This window comes from Stenotrophomonas sp. 80084_Sma, from assembly GCF_056481995.1.
Genome location: NZ_CM151177.1, coordinates 1,548,190 through 1,565,947 on the forward strand (window position 1 = coordinate 1,548,190; position 17,758 = coordinate 1,565,947).

Here is a 17,758-nt window from a genome sequence, read left to right on the forward strand (position 1 = left end):
GCCCGGCCACGGCATGCGAGAATGGCCGCCAACCTACGCCAGCCGCCGGAGCGAGCGCATGCAGAGCTACTACTGGGTCAAGACCTTCCACATCGTGTTCGTGGTGGCGTGGATGGCGACGGTGTTCTATCTGCCGCGCATCCTGGTGAACCTGGCCGAGACCGCTGGCCAGCCGGCGGTGACCGAGCGCCTGCAGCTGATGGGCCTGCGCCTGTACCGCTTCGGCCACTCGATGTTCGGTCTGGCATTCCTGCTGGGTCTGGTGCTGTGGCTGGGTTACAAGGTCATTCCGGATTTCCCGACGATGGTTGCCTCGGGCGGCGCCGGTTGGCTGCATGCCAAGCTGGGGCTGGTGGTGCTGCTGCTGGCGTATTTCATCTGGATCGGGCGCCTGCTCAAGGGCGTGGCCAAGGGCAGGGCGCTGCCGTCGTCGCGCGCGCTGCGCTGGATCAACGAGATCCCGCTGCTGGCCTTCATCCCGATCGTGTGGCTGGTGCTGGCCAAGCCATTCTGACGCGGGGTCATCTGCACCCGGTAGATCCACGCCATGCGTGGATGCCGCCAGGGCGCAAACGAAAGAGCCGGGCGATTGCCCGGCTCTTTCGTTTCTGCAATCACCTGCGTGTTGCCGGCCAGCGGCCGGCACTACCGGGCTTAGGCCGCTTCGTACGTGCCGTAGCTGCGCAGGCGGGCGTAGCGCTGTTCCAGCAGCTGCTCGGTGGACAGCTTGTCCAGCGCGTCCAGCTCGTTCAGCAGCACCGCCTTCAGGCGCTTGGCCATCTGCGTCGGGTTGCGGTGGGCGCCGCCGGTCGGCTCGCGCACGACCTTGTCGACCAGGCCCAGGCTCTTCAGGCGCGGGGCGGTCAGGCCCAGCTGTTCGGCGGCATCCTTGGCCTTGCCGGCATCCTTCCACAGGATCGAGGCGCAGCCTTCCGGGGTGATGGTCGAGTACACCGAGTACTCCAGCATCACGGTGCGGTCGCCCACGCCCAGCGCCAGCGCGCCGCCGGAGCCACCTTCACCGATCACGGTGCAGATGATCGGCACCTTCAGTTCGGCCATCTCGATCAGGTTGCGTGCGATCGCTTCGGACTGGCCGCGCGATTCGGCATCGATGCCCGGCCAGGCGCCGGCGGTGTCGATCAGGGTCAGCACCGGCAGGCCGAAGCGCTCGGCCATCTTCATCAGGCGCAGGGCCTTGCGGTAGCCCTCCGGCTTGGGCATGCCGAAGTTGCGCTTGATCTTTTCCTTGGTGTCACGGCCCTTCTGGTGGCCGATCACCATCACTGCACGGCCGTTGATGCGTGCCAGGCCGCCCATGATCGCCTTGTCGTCGGCGAAGGCACGGTCGCCGGCCAGCTCCTGGAACTCATCGAACATGACGCGTAGGTAGTCGGCGGTGTACGGGCGCGACGGATGACGGGCCAGCTGCAGTACCTGCCACGAGGTCAGGTTGCGGAAGATCTGCGCGGTGCGCATGCGCAGCTTGTCCTGCAGCGCGTGCACTTCCGCCTCGACATTGACCGCCGGCCCGGCACTGGCGTTGCGCAGTTCCTGGATCTTGGCTTCCAGGTCGGCGATGGGTTGCTCGAAGTCGAGGTAGTTCGGATTCATCGGAAGCCGTCGTGTAAAGAAGAGGGGAATTCTAGCCGAATGCGTGCAAACCACCCGTACGCCTTCGTCTGGAAGGCGACGGTAGCGCAGCCGGGCAGGGGGCGCCAGTCAGCTCAGGGCACCACCAGGGCGCTGCGGCCCATCAGCTGGCTGCGCTGGGAAACGAAGTCGTTGTAGGCCTCGTTGGCCTCCCGGCCCAGCCCGCTGCCCAGGGTGGCGGTGGCCGAGGTGAAGGCCATCTGCGCGGCGAAGTCCTGCTTGCGCAGGGCCTTCTGTTCATCGGCGGTGGTGGCCTTCAGCCAGCGCGCATAGACCTCACGCAGCGGCGCGGCATGCGCCTCGAAGGCCGGCACCAGCGCCGGCAGGCTGGCCGGGGCCGGTTCCAGGCTGAACGCCGGGGCCACGTAGCCGGCCGGCTGCTCGCGCTTGAACGCACCCGGCTCGCCCATGCCTTCTTCGACGTAGGCGATGAAGGCGGGGGCGGTGAACACCTTGGCCACGATCTGGCCACCACTGGCGTCGACGTGGGCCACCACCTTTTCCTTCGGGAAGGGCTCGCGCACGCCGTAGGTCCAGGTCTTGTCGATGAACAGTTCGTGGTGCTTCTCGAACGGGCCTTCGAAGTCGACGCCACCCAGCTCGATGCCGGCCTTGCCGGTGCCGAAGTTCTTCAGCTTGCTCTCGTCGGTGACGTAGATCTCGCGGGCGACCACGTACTCGCTCAGGGTCGGGTTGATCAGGCCGCCACGGCCATCGACGTAGACGATGAAGCGCACATCACCGAGCTTGTCGGTATGCAGGCGATGCTCGCCGACGGCCAGCGAAATCGGGCGCGAGCCCTGTGCGGCCACCGGCAGGTCCTTGCCATCGATGCTCAGTGCCAGCGGCGTGTCGGTCGGGTTGTCGATCTGGAACTCGACCTTCGAGGGCGAACAGGCGGCCAGGGCCAGCGCGGCGGCGAACGGGAACAGCAGGGTCTTCATCGGCAATCGTCCTTGATACATGGAACGGGAAAGCAGGGATTTCAGCAAAAACCAGGGAGCCAGCTTCAGCTGGCCCACGGCGGGCTGTAGCGCACCTTCAGGGTGCGCACGGCGGGGTCGGCGCGCAGCGCCTCCATCAGCTTGGAATCGATGCGTACCGCGCTCTGCCCGGACACATCGAGCATGCCGGCGACGCCGCCGTGCGGCCCCTTCAGCAGCAGGTCCAGGCGCAGCGGCGTGCGGCCAGGGCGATGGCGGTCGAGCAGCGCATCAATGCGTTCCCAGACCGGGCGCTGCTGGCGCAGGTCCAGGCGCAGCGAGAGCCGGGTGGCGTAGTTGGCGCAGACTTCGTCGAAGTCCCAGCACTGGCGGATGCGCAGCGCGAAGCCACCGTTGAATTCGTCCTCGCGCAGGCCACCCTTGACCACCAGGATGCGGTCCTTGGTCATCAGGTGGCCGAACTCGGCCATCGCGTCGGAGAACGCGCTGCACTCGACGCGGCCACGGCCGTCCTCGAGCTGGATGAAGATCTGGCTCTCACCCTTGCGGCGCACGCCGACCACCTGGCCGGCCAGCACGGTCTGTACTTCCGGGCGCCAGCGCTTCTCGCCGCCGCCGCCGCCACCGCTGTTGGCGCTCCAGATCTTCTCCACCGAGCCCAGGTCGTTGCCGACCAGGTCGCGCACGTCGTCGCGCCAGGGATCGAACGGGTGGCCACTGAGATAGAAACCCAGCGTGTCGCGCTCGCCATTGAGGCGCTGCAGCAGCGGCCATTCCTCGGCTTCGGGCAGGTCCAGCTGGATCGTGGTCGCGCTCGGGTCGGGGCCGCCGAACAGCGAGTTCTGCCCGGACGCACGTTCGCGCGCCATCTGGTCGGTGGCCTTGATCACTTCCGGCAGCTGCAGCATCAGCGAGGCGCGGTTATGCCCGAGCTCATCCAGTGCGCCGCAGTTGATCATCGCTTCCAGCGTGCGCCGGTTGAGCTTGGCCGATCCGACGCGGGTGCAGAAGTCGAGCAGGTCCTTGTAGTCGCCACCCTTCAGGCGCTCGTCCACGACGGCCTCGCAGGCACCCTGGCCGACGCCCTTGATCGCGCCAAGCCCGTACTGGATGGTGTCCGGGGTCACGGCTTCGAACATGAAGGCGGAGTGGTTCACCTTCGGCGGCAGCACGGTCAGGCCGAGGTTGCGCACCTCGTCGAGGAAGCCGACCACCTTCTCGGTGTTGTCCAGGTCCGAGGACAGCGTGGCCGCCATGAACTCGGCCGGGTAATGGCGCTTCAGCCATGCGGTCTGGTAGCTGACCAGCGCGTAGGCAGCGGCGTGCGACTTGTTGAAGCCGTAGCCGGCGAACTTCTCCATCAGGTCGAAGATCGCGTCGGCCTTGGCCTCGTCCACGCCGTCCTTGGCCGCGCCTTCGCGGAAGATCTCACGGTGCTTGGCCATTTCGGCCGGCACCTTCTTGCCCATCGCGCGGCGCAGCAGGTCGGCGCCGCCCAGCGAGTAGCCGCCGACGATCTGCGCCATCTGCATCACCTGCTCCTGGTACACCATGATGCCGTAGGTGTCCTTCAGGATCGCTTCGGTGCGCGGATCGGGATAGATGATTTCTTCCTGGCCGTGCTTACGCGCGTTGAAGGAGGGAATCAGGTCCATCGGGCCGGGACGGTACAGCGACACCAGCGCGATCAGGTCTTCGAAACGGTCGGGGCGCGCGTCCTTCAGCAGGCGGCGCATGCCCGAGGATTCGAACTGGAACACCGCGCCGGTGTTGCCGTTGGCGAAGATGTCCTTGTAGGTGGGCGTGTCGTCGAGCGGGATCGCGGCGATGTCCACCGGCGGGATGCCGGCGCGCTCATGGCGCTTGTTGATCGCCTTCACCGCCCAGTCGATGATGGTCAGCGTGCGCAGGCCCAGGAAGTCGAACTTCACCAGGCCGACTTCTTCCACGTCGTTCTTGTCGAACTGGGTGACCGGGTTCTTGCCGAGGCCGTTCTCGTCGTGTTCGGCGTACAGCGGGCAGAACTCGCTCAGCGGCTCGGGCCCGATCACCACGCCACCGGCATGCTTGCCGGCGTTGCGGGTCAGGTCTTCCAGCTGCAGCGCCAGGTCGATCAGGTCGCGGACATCGTCCTCGGTCTCGTAACGCTGGATCAGTTCGGCCGACGCCATTTCCGAGCTCGGGCCTTCCTTGCCCTTGCCCAGCGCATCCTTCAGGTGGATGCCGAGGATGTTCGGGATCAGCTTGGAGACACCGTCGACCAGGCCATACGGGAAACCGAGCACGCGGCCGGAGTCGCGCACCACCGCCTTGGCGGCCATGGTGCCGTAGGTGATGATCTGGCTGACGCGCTCGCGCCCGTACTTGCGCGCGACGTAGTCGATCACCTCGTCGCGGCGGTCCATGCAGAAGTCGATGTCGAAGTCGGGCATCGACACGCGTTCGGGATTGAGGAATCGCTCGAACAGCAGGTTGTACGGCAGCGGGTCCAGGTCGGTGATCTTCAGCGCCCACGCCACCAGCGAGCCGGCACCCGAACCACGGCCGGGACCGATCGGGATGCCCTGGTTCTTGCCCCATTGGATGAAGTCGGCCACGATCAGGAAGTAGCCCGGGAAGCCCATCTTGATGATGGTGTTGAGCTCGAACTCCAGGCGCTCGAAATACTCTTCGCGGGTCTTGCCCGGCGCCAGTGGATTCTTCTCCAGGCGCTCTTCCAGGCCATCGCGCGACATCTTCTGGATCCAGGTGTCCAGGGTCTCGTCGTCGGGCACCGGGTAGTTGGGCAGGAAGTAGGTGCCCAGCCGCATCTCGATGTTGCAGCGTTCGGCCAGCGCCAGCGTGTTGTCGATCGCATCGGGGATGTCGGCGAACAGCGCACACATCTCCTCGGCCGACTTCAGGTACTGCTGGTCGCTGTACTCGCGCGGGCGCTTGGGATCGTCCAGCACGCGGCCGGTGGAAATGCATACGCGCGCTTCGTGCGCGCTGAAATCCGTCGGCGACAGGAAGCGTACGTCGTTGCTGGCCACCACCGGCAGGCCACGCTGGCCTGCGGCCATCAGCGCGAACTGGTTGAAGGTTTCTTCGCCCTCGCGGCCGGTGCGGGTCAGCTCCAGGTGCAGGCCGTCGCCGAACACGCGTTGCCAGTCGGCCAGCTGCTGCTCGGCCAGTTCATGCTTGCCGTCCAACGCCAGGCGCCCGGCCAGGCTCTGCCGGCCAGCGAGTGCGAACAGGTTGGCGTTGCCGGCCTTCAGCCAGTCCGGGTGGATTGCCACGCCGCCTTCCGGGCGATGGCCTTCCATCCAGGCGCGGGTCAGCAGGCGCGACAGGCTCAGGTAGCCCTCACGGTCGCGGCACAGCAGGGTCATCCGCCACGGGTCCTGGCCTTCCTCGGCGATCAGCACGTCGGCGCCGGCGATCGGCTTGATGCCCACGCCTTCGGCGGCCTTGTAGAACTTGACCAGCGCGAACAGGTTGTTGAGGTCGGTCACCGCCAGCGCGGGCAGGCCGAGCTCGACCGAGCGCGACAGCAGGTTGGCCTGCTTGGCCTTCTTCGGGTCCGCCTGGTCGGGCTTGGCCGGCACGCGGATGGTCGAGTCCGCCAGCGAGAACTCGGTGTGGACGTGGAGATGTACGAAGCGGGAGTTGGACATGCCGGACCAGGTTGGAGCGCGCGGGCCCCGGGTGCTGACGGAAGATCGTCGCCGGGGTCGGGATGCGCTGGAGTGCCCGGTCAGGGTAGCGAGGGCAGGGGGAAGCGACAAGGACTTGACGGTGCGCCGATTGCGCGAATGTCGCCGGGCATGGCCCGGCGCCAGCGGAGGCGTTCACATTGCCGTGAAAGCGCCGGACGATACCCGGCAGCCGTTGTTCAAGCGATGGCTGTGATCGCGGGGGCTGGCGCTGTTTCCAGGCACTCGCGCACCGGGGCGAAGCTGCGCCGGTGCTCCACGCAGGGGCCGTGCTCGCGCAGGGCGGCCAGGTGGGCCGGGGTGCCGTAGCCCTTGTGCTGCTCGAAGCCGTACCGCGGATGGCGGGCATGCACCTCCTGCATGTAGCGGTCGCGCGAGACCTTGGCCAGGATCGAGGCGGCCATGATCGCGCGGTCGATGCCATCGCCGCCGACCAGCGCCTGCGCCGGCAGTACCAGACCCTTGGGCACCACGTTGCCATCGATGCGCGCGAAGCCGGCCACGTGGGCGACCGCTGCGACCACGTCGCGCATGCCCTGCAGGGTGGCCTGGTAGATGTTCAGACGGTCGATGGTGTCCACGTCCACCAGCACCACATGCCAGGCCAGGGCGCGCTCGATGATGCGGTCATGCAGCTGCTCGCGGCGCGCCGCGGTCAGCTGCTTGGAATCGTCCAGGCCGTTGATGCGCGGCCGTGCCGGGTCGAACACCACGGCCGCCACCGCGACCGGCCCGGCCAGCGGGCCACGACCGGCTTCGTCGACGCCGGCGACCAGGCGCTCCGGCTCGACCACCGCCGCGCCATCGAACAGGGTCAGGCTGGCCGCTGCGGCGTGGCGGCGGCTCATGCCTGGGCCTGGTCGCGCATCAGCAGCTCGCCGACGGCGTCGGCGGCACGTGCCGACGCATTGCGGCGCAGGCGCTCATGCAGGCGGGCATAGGTGTCCTGCAGGTCGGTCACCCGCTGCGGGTGGTCGAACCATTGCTGGATGGCCGCAGCCAGCTTGTCCGGCGTGCAGTCATGCTGCATCAGCTCCGGTGCCAGGTCCTGGCCGGCCAGGATGTTGGGCAGGGCAAAGCGGTCGACCTTGATCAGGCCGAATGCCTTGACCAGACGGTAGGTCAGCTCGTTGACACGGTAGCCGACCACCATAGGCCGCTTCACCAGCATGGCCTCCAGGGTCGCGGTACCGGACGCCAGCACCACCACGTCGGCCGCGATCATGGCGTTGCGCGCCTGGCCGTCGAGCACATGCGAGTACGCGACCGGCAGCGCCGAGCGCGACAGCTGCTCTTCGATCAGCCGCTTGCATGCGGGGTTGGCGGCAGGCACCACCACGTGCAGGCCGGGGATGCGCTCGGAGACCTGCCAGGCGGCTTCGAAGAAGGGTTCACCGAGGCGCGAGATTTCGCCCAGGCGGCTGCCTGGCAGCACCGCCAGCACCTTGGCCGACGTCGGCAGGCCAAGCGCTGCGCGCGCTTCCTCGCGGTTGCCCTGCAGGGGGATGTCATCGGCCATCGGATGGCCAACGAAGCGTGCGTCGATGCCGTGCTTGGCATAGATGGGCGGTTCCATCGGGAACAGGCACAGCACCAGGTCGGCGCTGCTGCCGATCTTCTCGGCGCGCTTCTCGCGCCAGGCCCAGACCGAGGGGCTCACGTAATGCACGGTGCGCACGCCGCGCTGCTTCAGCCAGCGTTCGATGCCCAGGTTGAAGTCGGGCGCGTCGATGCCGATGAACACGTCCGGCTGCCATTCCAGCGCACGCTGGCGGAACGCGGAACGCAGTTTGAGCAGGCGTGGCAGATGGCGCAGTACTTCGGTCAGGCCCATCACCGCCAGCTCGCTGGCATCGTGCCAGGTCAGGCAGCCGGCGCTGCGCATGGCATCGCCACCGATGCCGGCGAACTCGGCATTCGGAAAGCGTGCCTTCAGTTCGCGCACCAGGCCCGCACCCAGCAGATCACCGGAGGCCTCACCGGCCACCAGCGCGATCCGCAACGGGCGCTCGCTGAGCACCCGCTGCGCGGGGACGCTGCCGGCCATCGAGGCCAGCGGAATCACGGCGGCGCCGGCCGGCGCCTGGCCGGTCGTGCTGCTCATCGCAGCAAGGGCCTCTCGGCGTGCTCGATGAAGTCCAGCATGGCCTTCACGTCATCGCTGTCGCGCGCCTGTTCGGTCAGCTGCACCTTGGCTTCGGCCAGTGGCAGGCCCGCCACGTACAGCGTGCGGTAGGCACGCTTGATGGCGGAAATGCGCTCGGCGTCGAAGCCGCGGCGTTTCAGGCCTTCGCTGTTGATGCCGCGCGGGCGGCCCAACGAATCGGTGCCGACCATGGTGAACGGCGGAACATCGCCATTGGTCAGCGCGCCCATGCCGAGGAAGGCATGCGCACCGATGCGGCAGAACTGGTGGGCCCCGGCGAAGCCGCTGATGATCACGTAGTCACTCACGGTCACGTGGCCGGCCAGGGTGGTGTTGTTGGAGAACACGCAGAAGTTGCCGACATGGCAGTCATGCGCCACGTGCGTGTAGGCCAGCATCCAGTTGTCGTCGCCGATGGTGGTGATGCCGCCGCCGCCGCCGGTGCCACGGTTCAGCGTGACGAACTCGCGGAACACATTGCGGTCGCCGATCACCAGCTCGGTGCGCTCCCCTGCATACTTCTTGTCCTGCGGTTCGCCACCGACGGCTGCGTGGCCGATGAAGCGGTTGTCGCGGCCGATCTTCGTCGGGCCGTGGATGCTGCAGTGGGGGCCGATCACCGTGCCGGCACCGATTTCCACATCGGCACCGATCAGGGTGAACGCGCCCACCTGGACGTCATCGGCCAGGCGCGCGGCCGGGTCGATGACGGCGGTCGGGTGGATCCGCGGTGCGTTGTCAGTCATTCCTGCCTCCAGTGGATCAGCCCTTGGCGCCGGCGCACATGACTTCGGCCGAGGCAACGACTTCACCGTTGACCTTGGCTTCGCCGTAGTACCAGCCCATGTTGCGGATCAGGCGCTTCATCTGCACATCCAGCATCAGCACGTCGCCGGGAACGACCTGCTTGTTGAAGCGGGCGTTTTCCACCTTGACCATGTAGAACAGCTTGGACTGCGAGTCACGGCCGAGCGTGAGCTGGGTCATCACGCCACCGGCCTGCGCCAGCGCTTCGATGATCAGTACGCCGGGCATGATCGGGCGGCCCGGGAAGTGGCCCTGGAAGAACGGCTCGTTGATGCTGACGTTCTTCTGCGCAAGGATGCGCTTGGCGTCGATGTCGAGCTCAAGCACCCGGTCCACCAGCAGGAACGGGTAGCGGTGCGGGAGCAGTTCCTGGATCTGGCAGACGTCGATCGGAAGCTGCAGCGTGTCGTTCATTCTTTCTCCTTGCCAGCAGCCAGGACGCGGCGAGCCAATGCGTCCAGCTGCTTGAAGCGCGCGGCGTTCTTGCGCCACGTGCGGTTGTCGGTCAACGGGGTGCCGGACGAGTACTCGCCCGGCTCATGGATGGAATTGCGGACCACCGACTTGCCGGTGATCACGACCTTGTCGCAGATCTCGAGGTGGCCGACCACGCCAACGTGGCCGCCGAGCAGGCAGTAGCGGCCGATCCTGGCGCTGCCGGCGATGCCGGTGCAGCCGGCGATGGCCGAGTGCGCACCGATCTGCACGTTGTGCGCGATCTGCACCAGGTTGTCCAGGCGCACGTCTTCGTCCAGCACGGTGTCTTCCAGCGCACCGCGGTCGACGCAGGTGTTGGCGCCGATCTCGCAGTCATCGCCGATGCGCACGCCGCCGAGCTGCGGCACCTTGATCCACTTGCCGGCGTCCATGGCCAGGCCGAAGCCATCGGCGCCGAGCACGGCACCGGGATGCACACGAACCCGCTTGCCGAGCTTGACCCGGGTGACCAGGGTGACCCGCGCGATCAGTTCGCAGCCGTTGTCCAGGCTGCAGTCTTCGCCGATCACGCTGCCGGTGCCGATGATGCAGTTTTCGCCGACCACGCTGCGTGCGCCGACGGAGACGAACGGGCCGATATGCGCGCTGGCGGCGACCTGCGCGCTGGGATCGATGACGGCGCTGGGGTGGATGCCCGGCGGGCGCGTCGGCGCGATGTCGAACAGCGCGGCGATCTTGGCGAAGGTGGTGTACGGGTCCTTGGCCACAAGCGCGGCGCCGGGGGCGGCCTCGGCGTCGTCGGCACGCAGGACCACCAGCGAGGCCTGGCTGTCGGCCAGCTGGGCGCGGTAGCGCGGGTTGGCGAGGAAGGTCAGCTGGCCAGGACCGGCATGGGCGAGGGTGGCCACGCCATGGATGGCGGTGGCGGGGTCGCCGTGGACCTGCAGGCCGAACTGCTCGGCGAGTTGCTGGGCGGTGTAGGTGGGAGTATTCACGGCGGGAGTTTAACGTGTGACGGCATTGCGGTCATGCGGGGCGGTCATGCAGCCAACGGCAGGGCCCCTCGCGGCCGGCAGAGCCAGTGTCATGGGCTGGGTCGGACGGGGCGGGGCTGCGGGGGGCGGCGCAAGTACGTCCATGTAGCCTTGGTCGCCGCATCCATGCGGCTCACACCCCCGCAGCCCCACCCCGTCCGACCTCCGAGGGCGTGGCGCGAGTGCCAGCCACGGAAAAACAGAAAAGATCAAAAGCAGAGCGGGCGCTTCCGGCATCCAGGCCAAACGAAAACGCCGGGCAGAGCCCGGCGCTTCGCATCCCGTCTGGTGGAGAGCCCCCCTTCTGTTAAGGGGGCGCGCCAGCGGCGGCGGGGATAGGTGAAATGCGCGGGCAATTCACCGGAGGTGGATCAGTTCTGAGGAACGTTGTTCCTCAGAACTGGCCACCGAACGTGAATTGCAGCCGCTCGATCTTGTCGCCGTCTTCCTTCTTCAGCGGGAAGGCGTAGCTGATCGAGATCGGGCCGACCGGGGCGCGCCACAGCAGGGCCACACCGGTGGACACGCGCAGTTCGTTGGCCTTGAAGTTGTCCACGCCGGTGTAGACGTTGCCGAAGTCGACGAAGGCCGACACGCGTGCCGACGGGCTGTCGAACAGGCGCGGGAAGTAGGCTTCGACCGAACCGACGGTCTTCAGCGAACCACCCAGCGGCTGGCCTTCCGGATAACCGCGGGTCACTTCGCGCGGGCCGAGGGTGTTGTCCTCGAAGCCGCGCACCGAGTTGGTGCCACCGGCGTAGAAGTTCTCGTAGAACGGCAGGCCCTTGGCTGTGACCGAACGCAGGTTGCCGGCCTCGTCAGGCACCATCGCGGTCTTGTCGCTGCCATAGCTGTCGCCGTAACCCACTTCGGCGCGGGTGTTGATGACCAGCGACGGCATGATCGGCCAGTACTTGCTGATCTGGTAGTTCAGCTTGTAGTACTCGATGGTCGAGCCCGGCAGCGTCGTTTCCAGGCCAACGCGCTGGTAGGTACCACGGGTCGGCATGAAGTAGTCGTTGCGCGAGTCGCGTGCCCAGCCCAGCTCCGTGCGCCATGCATGGAAGGTCTTGCTGCCCAGTACGTTGATGTAGTCGATGATCGACTGCGGCGTCGAGCCTGGGTAGGTGGTGATCTGGTTGCTGTCGATGCCGAACATCAGCGAGACGGTATCGGTCTCGGTGATCGGCACGCCGAACACCACCTGCGCCGAACCATTGGTGCTGTTGTACTGCGCGGTGTTGAAGTCGGAGTAGTCCAGTTCGCGCCAGGACAGGTTGTAGCCCAGCGACACGCCGTCATCGGTGAAGTACGGGTTGGTGTAGCTGAAGCCGTAGCGCTGCAGGTAGCTGCTGCGCGAGGCTTCGACCGACACGCGGTTGCCGCCGCCGAGGAAGTTGTTCTGCGACAGCTGCACCGAGGTGGTCATGCCGTAGGACTGCGAGTAGCCCAGGCCGAACACGAAGCTGCCGGACGTGGTTTCCTTGACGTTGTAGACGACGTCGACCTGGTCGTTGCTGCCGCTCACGGCCGGGGTTTCAACGTCCACCGACTCGAAGTAGCCCAGGCGCTGCAGGCGGATCTTGGAGCGGTCGATCGCGGCCTGCGAGTACCAGCTGTTCTCGAACTGGCGCATTTCGCGACGCATCACTTCGTCGGACGTACGCGTGTTGCCACGGAACAGGATGCGACGCACCGACACGCGCGGGCCGGGCACGACCTGCATGTTGATCGCCACGGTCTGCTCGGGGCGGTTGGTGGTCGGGATCGGGTTCACCTTGGCGAACGCGTAGCCGATGTTGGACAGCGAGTTGGTGATGGTGTCCGAGCTGAATTCCAGCAGCGCACGCGAGAACGTGTCGCCGGACTTCTGGATCACCATGCGCTCGACGTCCTCCTGCGGAAGGATCGTGTCGCCGCTGACCTTGATCTCGGAGATCTTGTACTGCGCACCTTCGGTCACGCCGGCGGTGAGGAACATGTCGCGCTTGTCGGGGCTGATCGACACCTGGGTCGAATCAATGCTGAAGTCGACATAGCCGCGGTCGAGGTACCAGGAATTGAGCTTTTCCAGGTCGCCGGACAGCTTTTCCTTGGAGTACTGGTCGTCACGGCGGTACCACGATGCCCAGTTGTGCTCCTTGGACTCCCAGGTCTCCAGGATGTCCTTGCTCTCGAACTTCTCGGTGCCGACCAGGTTGACGTGACGGATCTTGGCCGCCTTGCCTTCCTTGATGGCGATCGCGATGTCCACGCGGTTGCGGTCCAGCGGGCTCACCGTCGGGGTGATCTCGACGTTGTACTTGCCGCGGTCGTTGTACTGGCGACGCAGTTCCTGGGTCACGCGGTCCAGGCTCAGGCGATCGAAGGTGCCGCCCTCGGTCAGGCCGATGTCGGACAGGCCCTTGAGCAGCTGCTCGGACTTGATGTCCTTGTTGCCGGTCACGGTCAGCTTGTTGATCGCCGGGCGTTCCTTGACGGTCACCACCAGGATGCTGCCCTGGCGGTCCAGCTGCACGTCTTCGAAGAAGCCGGTCTTGTACAGGGCGCGGATGGTCTCGCCGACCTTGTTGTCGGTGACCGTCTCGCCACGCTCCACCGGCAGGTAGGTGAATACCGTGCCCGAGCTGATGCGCTGCAGGCCATCCACGCGGATGTCGCTGACAGTGAAGGGCTCGGCTGCCTGGGCCAGGGCGGGAGCGCCGGTGACGGCGGCGAGGGCGAGGGCCAGCAGGCGGCGATTGGGGAGTCGCGTCATGTCACGTCCGGTAGGAAGGTCGATTTCATTGGTGCGGGATGCCGACGCTGTAGACGGCAACAACGTGGAAAAGTTCATCGCGGGACCAGGCCGAGGATGTCGTTGTAGAACGCCAACCCCATCAGCCCGGCCAGCAACGCCAGGCCGATGTACTGGCCGGCGGCGATGGCACGCTCGCTCAGCGGGCTGCCCTTGACCAACTCGATAAGGTAATACAGCAGGTGGCCGCCGTCCAAGATCGGGATCGGCAACAGGTTGATGATGCACAGGCTGAGTGACAGCAGGGCAAGGAACTGCAGGAACCAGTCCAGGCCGCGTTTGGCCGAGATGTTGGCTACCCGGGCGATGGTGACGGGCCCGGAAACGTTCTGCAGCGAGGCTTTGCCGGTGACGATGCGGCCCATCATGCCCAGCGAATCGGCCGCCAGGCGGCCGGTTTCGCGCACGGCCACGGTGACCGCGTCGAGCGGGCCATAGCGCAGCAGGGTGTCGTAGGGAGGGCTGAACGAGGTCGGGAACTGCACGCCGATCTGCCAGATCGGCTCGCCCTTTGAATCCTTGCCCTGGCGCGGGGTGACTTCCAGCGCCAGGCGCTCGCCGCCCCGCAGGACCTCGATCATGCCCGGGCCGCCGGCGCGGCCCAGCGTCTGGATCTCGCCGATGACCTGGTCGGCGCCGTCGATGCGCTGGCCGTCGATCGCTACGATCAGATCGCCCGGCTGCAGCTGCCCGGCCACCACGGAGTCCGCGGTGAGCGACTCGACCAGCGCCGGTTGCAGCCACGACTGCCAGTACAGGCCAGCCAGGATCGGCACGCGCCGTTCATCGAAGCCGGGGGGCAGCTGCGACAGCGGCAGGCTGCGCACGCGCACCTGGTCGGCCGGGTCCAGCACTTCCAGCTTCACGTCGCGGCGGTCCATCGCGGCGGCGGTCAGCGCCATGCTGGCCTCGCCGAGGGTGACCACCGGGCGCTCGTCCACGCGCAGCACGCGGTCGCCGCTGGTCAGGCCGGCGCTGGCGGCGATGCCGCTGACACGGCCGATGGTCGGCGAATAATCCTGCTTGCCGATCACGAACATCGCCCACAGCAGCAGGATGCACAGCAGCAGGTTGGCGATCGGTCCGGCGGCGACGATGGCGATGCGCTGCCAGACGGTCTTGTGGTTGAAGGCCTGACCGCGCTCGTGCGGGTGCACTTCGACCTCGCGCTCGTCCAGGAACTTCACATAACCGCCCAGCGGGATGGCGGCGATGGCGAACTCGGTGCCGTGCCTGTCCCGGCGCGACCACAGCGGCCGGCCGAAGCCGACCGAGAAGCGCAGGATCTTTACCCCGCACAGGCGCCCGACCCAGTAATGCCCGAACTCGTGGAACGTGACCAGCAGCCCGAGGCTGACAATCATCCACCAGACCGATCCGATGAAGTCAGTCATGCAGGCTCACAGTGGCGGGCAGGGGCGGCGTCGTCATGCTGGGCGAGGCGGTCGTTCAGGCGGCGTCGATGGCGTTCAGGGTCAGCTGGCGTGCCCGCTGGTCGGCGGACAACAGGACCTCCAGTGTATCGGCTGGCTGGGTCGGCAGTGTTGAAAGAGCGTTAGCAACCAGCTCCGGGATGGTCAGGAAACCGATCCGGCCCTGAAGAAACGCTGAAACCGCCTCTTCATTGGCAGCGTTCAGCACCGCCGGGGCGGTGCCGCCGGCCTGCATCGCCTGCCAGGCCAGGGCCAGGCAGGGGAAGGCGTCGGTGTCCGGGGCCTCGAAATCGAGCCGGCCCTGGGCCAGCAGATCCAGCCCGGATACGCCCGATTCAATGCGTTGTGGCCAGCCCAGGCCAACGGCCAGTGTGGTGCGCATGTCCGGCAGGCCCATCTGCGCCAGAGTCGAGCCGTCCACGAACTCGACCAGCGAGTGGACCAGGCTCTGCGGGTGCACCAGCACTTCGATGCGCTCACCGGGGATGCCGAACAGGTGGTGGGCCTCGATCACTTCCAGGCCCTTGTTCATCAACGTCGCCGAATCGACCGAGATCTTCGGCCCCATCGACCACTTCGGGTGGGCAACGGCCTGGGCCGGGGTGACCTGGGCCAGCTCGGCGCGGCTGCGGCCACGGAACGGGCCGCCGGAGGCGGTCAGCAGGATGCGGCGCACGCCGGCGCCATCGACGCTGGCATCGCGCGAGCGCAGGCACTGGAAGATCGCGCTGTGTTCGCTGTCGATCGGGATGATCTCGGCGCCGGCGCGTTCTGCGGTGCGGGTCAGCAGCTCACCGGCCAGCACCAGCGATTCCTTGTTGGCCAGCAGGATGCGCTTGCCCGCGGCGGCGGCGGCCAGGGTGGAAGACAGCCCGGCCGCACCGACGATGGCGGCGACCACGGTGTCGCAGGCATCGCTGGCGGCCAGCTGGTCCAGCGCGGCATGGCCGGCATGCGCCTCGGTGGCCAGTCCGGCATCGCGCAGGCCATCGCGCAGCTCAGCGAACAGCGATTCGTCGGCGATCACCGCGTGCGCGGGCCGGTGCTGGCGGCACAGTGCCAGCAACGCCTGCACCTGACGACCGGCGGCCAGCACGGTGGCCTGGTAGCGCTGCGGGTGGCGGGCGATCACGTCCAGCGTGGAGGCACCGATCGAGCCGGTGGCGCCGAATACGGCGACCCGGCGCAGGTCTGCGACAGCATTCATGGTCAGAACCCGAAGATTTCCTTGCCGAGTGCGAACACCGGCACTGCAGCCAGGACGCCGTCGACACGGTCGAGTACGCCACCATGGCCCGGAATCAGGTGGCCCGAGTCCTTGGCGCCCGCGTGGCGCTTGATCAGGCTTTCGAACAGATCACCCAGCACCGAGGCGAACACCGCCACCACCGAAGTGATCAGCAGGCCCGGCAGGTGTGCGGTATCGATGCCGGCCAGCCAGCCCAGGCCGACGGCCACGGCGACACCGGCCAGCAGGCCGCCGAACAGGCCTTCCCAGGTCTTGTTGGGGCTGATGCGCGGGGCCAGTTTGTGCTTGCCGAAGTGACGGCCGGCGAAATAGGCGCCCGAATCGGCCGCCCAGACCAGTGCCAGCGCAGCCAGCAGCCACAGGTGGCCCTGCTTGCCCGGCGGATCGCCGCCGGCATGGATCAGCACCAGCGCGGCCCAGGCCGGAACGATGGCCAGCGTACCGGCCAGCATCTTCACGATGCGCGAGGGTGCCGACGGCTGCGCGCCGAAATTGAAGAAGCGCAGCCAGACCAGCGCCGCCAGCCACCAGGCAACACCGGCCAATGTGGTGATCTGGAACAGCACCAGCGTGCTGCCATCGGCCCACACCAGCAGCACCATCAGCAGCAGGTTCAGTACCAGCAGCACGGTGCGCGCCAGGGTGTCTTCGATGCCGGCCAGCTTCAGCCACTCCCACAGGCCGATCAGCAGCACCGCAGCGGCCGCCGCTGCCAGCCATTGGGTCGGCAGCAGCAGGATCGCGGCAATGGCGACCGGCGCCATGATCAGCGCGGCAAGGACTCGGGTCTTGGTCATGGGCTGGAAGTCTCGGTGGCCAGTGCGGCGATCTGGGCGCTGGTCAGGCCGAAACGACGCTCACGGCTGCCGTAGGCGTCCAGCGCCTGCTGCAGCAGGGCGGGATCGAAGTCTGGCCACAGCGCCTCGGTGAACCACAGCTCGGTGTACGCCAGCTGCCACAGCAGGAAGTTGCTGATGCGGGTGTCGCCACCGGTGCGGATGAACAGGTCCGGTGGCGGCAGGTCGGCCAGGGCGACCTGGCTGCCCAGCAGCGATTCGTCGATCTGTTCGGGCAGCAGGCGGCCGGCGGCGACTTCAGCGGCCAGCGCGCGCGCGGCACGGGCGATGTCCTGGCGGCCACCGTAGCTGGCGGCGATCGACAGGGTCAGGGTGGTGTTGTCTGCGGTGCGCTGCTCGGCCAGCTGCATGCGGCTGACCAGCCCGGCACCGAAGCGTTCGCGCTCGCCGATGAAGCGCACGCGCACGCCACGCCGATGCAGCTCGTCCACTTCGCGGTCGAGCGCGCCGAGGAACAGCTTCATCAACGCATCGACTTCTTCCTGCGGCCGGCCCCAGTTCTCGCTGGAAAACGCGAACAGGGTCAGCGCCGGAATGCCCAGCTCAAGGCAGCGCTCGATGGTGCGGTTGACCGCACGCGCGCCGGCCCGGTGGCCGATCACGCGCGGACGACGGCGCTGCTGTGCCCAGCGCCCATTGCCATCCATGATGATGGCAATGTGGCGGGGCAGGGCGGCCGGCAACGGAGGCGGGACTGAAGGCATC

At 67.2% G+C, this 17,758-nt stretch carries 14 protein-coding genes; 1 reads left to right on the forward strand and 13 read right to left on the reverse strand.

Annotation, left to right across the window (positions count from 1 at the left end):
* The first annotated feature begins 58 nt into the window (after positions 1-58).
* A complete protein-coding gene (locus tag ACZK3W_RS07250; RefSeq protein WP_049399558.1) occupies positions 59-514 on the forward strand; it encodes a CopD family protein in 456 nt (151 codons plus the stop codon).
* Between the two features lie 140 nt (positions 515-654).
* Here the strand turns inward: ACZK3W_RS07250 and ACZK3W_RS07255 are convergent, their stop codons facing one another.
* The 13 genes from ACZK3W_RS07255 to uppS all read right to left on the reverse strand — a co-directional run bounded on the left by ACZK3W_RS07255 (position 655) and on the right by uppS (position 17,757).
* Positions 655-1,614: an acetyl-CoA carboxylase carboxyltransferase subunit alpha gene (locus tag ACZK3W_RS07255; protein WP_032128332.1), complete on the reverse strand. Its 960-nt coding sequence runs from the start codon at positions 1,612-1,614 to the stop codon at positions 655-657.
* A gap of 113 nt (positions 1,615-1,727) precedes the next feature.
* Positions 1,728-2,597 carry a hypothetical protein gene (locus ACZK3W_RS07260; RefSeq protein ID WP_180838112.1) on the reverse strand — a complete coding sequence of 290 codons (870 nt, stop codon included), beginning with the start codon at positions 2,595-2,597 and terminating at the stop codon, positions 1,728-1,730.
* 65 nt (positions 2,598-2,662) lie between these two features.
* Positions 2,663-6,253, reverse strand: a complete 3,591-nt coding sequence (dnaE, locus tag ACZK3W_RS07265; protein ID WP_121503847.1) for a DNA polymerase III subunit alpha — start codon at positions 6,251-6,253, stop codon at positions 2,663-2,665.
* Positions 6,254-6,471: 218 nt separating this feature from the next.
* Positions 6,472-7,140, reverse strand: coding sequence for a ribonuclease HII (locus ACZK3W_RS07270; RefSeq protein WP_478450612.1), 669 nt, complete (start codon positions 7,138-7,140; stop codon positions 6,472-6,474).
* Positions 7,137-8,339 carry a lipid-A-disaccharide synthase gene (lpxB, locus tag ACZK3W_RS07275; protein WP_100437555.1) on the reverse strand — a complete coding sequence of 401 codons (1,203 nt, stop codon included), beginning with the start codon at positions 8,337-8,339 and terminating at the stop codon, positions 7,137-7,139. Before lpxB ends, ACZK3W_RS07270 begins: the two co-directional genes overlap by 4 nt.
* Before the next feature lie 53 nt (positions 8,340-8,392).
* Entirely contained in the window at positions 8,393-9,184 is a 792-nt protein-coding gene (gene lpxA / locus ACZK3W_RS07280; RefSeq protein WP_478450613.1) for an acyl-ACP--UDP-N-acetylglucosamine O-acyltransferase, read from the reverse strand.
* A gap of 16 nt (positions 9,185-9,200) precedes the next feature.
* Positions 9,201-9,659, reverse strand: a complete 459-nt coding sequence (fabZ, locus tag ACZK3W_RS07285) for a 3-hydroxyacyl-ACP dehydratase FabZ (protein ID WP_032128326.1) — start codon at positions 9,657-9,659, stop codon at positions 9,201-9,203.
* Positions 9,656-10,678 (reverse strand): UDP-3-O-(3-hydroxymyristoyl)glucosamine N-acyltransferase, encoded by a 1,023-nt coding sequence (gene lpxD, locus ACZK3W_RS07290; RefSeq protein WP_049455670.1) that lies wholly within the window; start codon positions 10,676-10,678, stop codon positions 9,656-9,658. The genes fabZ and lpxD overlap by 4 nt, the downstream gene beginning before the upstream one ends.
* 433 nt (positions 10,679-11,111) lie before the next feature.
* The gene (gene bamA, locus ACZK3W_RS07295; RefSeq protein ID WP_049421648.1) at positions 11,112-13,475 is read right to left on the reverse strand and encodes an outer membrane protein assembly factor BamA; all 2,364 of its coding nucleotides are present in this window, start codon (positions 13,473-13,475) and stop codon (positions 11,112-11,114) included.
* Positions 13,476-13,549: 74 nt separating this feature from the next.
* On the reverse strand, positions 13,550-14,908 hold the full coding sequence (gene rseP, locus ACZK3W_RS07300; protein WP_032127946.1) for an RIP metalloprotease RseP: 1,359 nt from the start codon (positions 14,906-14,908) through the stop codon (positions 13,550-13,552).
* A gap of 55 nt (positions 14,909-14,963) precedes the next feature.
* Positions 14,964-16,154 carry a 1-deoxy-D-xylulose-5-phosphate reductoisomerase gene (locus ACZK3W_RS07305; protein WP_049399539.1) on the reverse strand — a complete coding sequence of 397 codons (1,191 nt, stop codon included), beginning with the start codon at positions 16,152-16,154 and terminating at the stop codon, positions 14,964-14,966.
* Positions 16,155-16,156: 2 nt separating this feature from the next.
* A complete protein-coding gene (locus ACZK3W_RS07310) occupies positions 16,157-16,993 on the reverse strand; it encodes a phosphatidate cytidylyltransferase (protein ID WP_010486331.1) in 837 nt (278 codons plus the stop codon).
* Positions 16,990-17,757, reverse strand: a complete 768-nt coding sequence (gene uppS, locus ACZK3W_RS07315) for a polyprenyl diphosphate synthase (protein WP_032127943.1) — start codon at positions 17,755-17,757, stop codon at positions 16,990-16,992. Before uppS ends, ACZK3W_RS07310 begins: the two co-directional genes overlap by 4 nt.
* Between the last annotated feature and the right edge of the window lies 1 nt (position 17,758).

What these genes read in the sequence shown, in the direction of transcription:
- rseP (WP_032127946.1), bottom strand. Translation starts at nt 14,908, where the DNA reads ATGACTGACTTCATCGGATCGGTCTGGTGGATGATTGTCAGCCTCGGG.
- ACZK3W_RS07305 (WP_049399539.1), bottom strand. Translation starts at nt 16,154, where the DNA reads ATGAATGCTGTCGCAGACCTGCGCCGGGTCGCCGTATTCGGCGCCACC.
- lpxA (WP_478450613.1), bottom strand. Translation starts at nt 9,184, where the DNA reads ATGACTGACAACGCACCGCGGATCCACCCGACCGCCGTCATCGACCCG.
- ACZK3W_RS07260 (WP_180838112.1), bottom strand. Translation starts at nt 2,597, where the DNA reads ATGAAGACCCTGCTGTTCCCGTTCGCCGCCGCGCTGGCCCTGGCCGCC.
- lpxB (WP_100437555.1), bottom strand. Translation starts at nt 8,339, where the DNA reads ATGGCCGGCAGCGTCCCCGCGCAGCGGGTGCTCAGCGAGCGCCCGTTG.
- bamA (WP_049421648.1), bottom strand. Translation starts at nt 13,475, where the DNA reads ATGACGCGACTCCCCAATCGCCGCCTGCTGGCCCTCGCCCTCGCCGCC.
- ACZK3W_RS07310 (WP_010486331.1), bottom strand. Translation starts at nt 16,993, where the DNA reads ATGACCAAGACCCGAGTCCTTGCCGCGCTGATCATGGCGCCGGTCGCC.
- ACZK3W_RS07250 (WP_049399558.1), top strand. Translation starts at nt 59, where the DNA reads ATGCAGAGCTACTACTGGGTCAAGACCTTCCACATCGTGTTCGTGGTG.
- fabZ (WP_032128326.1), bottom strand. Translation starts at nt 9,659, where the DNA reads ATGAACGACACGCTGCAGCTTCCGATCGACGTCTGCCAGATCCAGGAA.
- dnaE (WP_121503847.1), bottom strand. Translation starts at nt 6,253, where the DNA reads ATGTCCAACTCCCGCTTCGTACATCTCCACGTCCACACCGAGTTCTCG.
- ACZK3W_RS07255 (WP_032128332.1), bottom strand. Translation starts at nt 1,614, where the DNA reads ATGAATCCGAACTACCTCGACTTCGAGCAACCCATCGCCGACCTGGAA.
- uppS (WP_032127943.1), bottom strand. Translation starts at nt 17,757, where the DNA reads ATGCCTTCAGTCCCGCCTCCGTTGCCGGCCGCCCTGCCCCGCCACATT.
- ACZK3W_RS07270 (WP_478450612.1), bottom strand. Translation starts at nt 7,140, where the DNA reads ATGAGCCGCCGCCACGCCGCAGCGGCCAGCCTGACCCTGTTCGATGGC.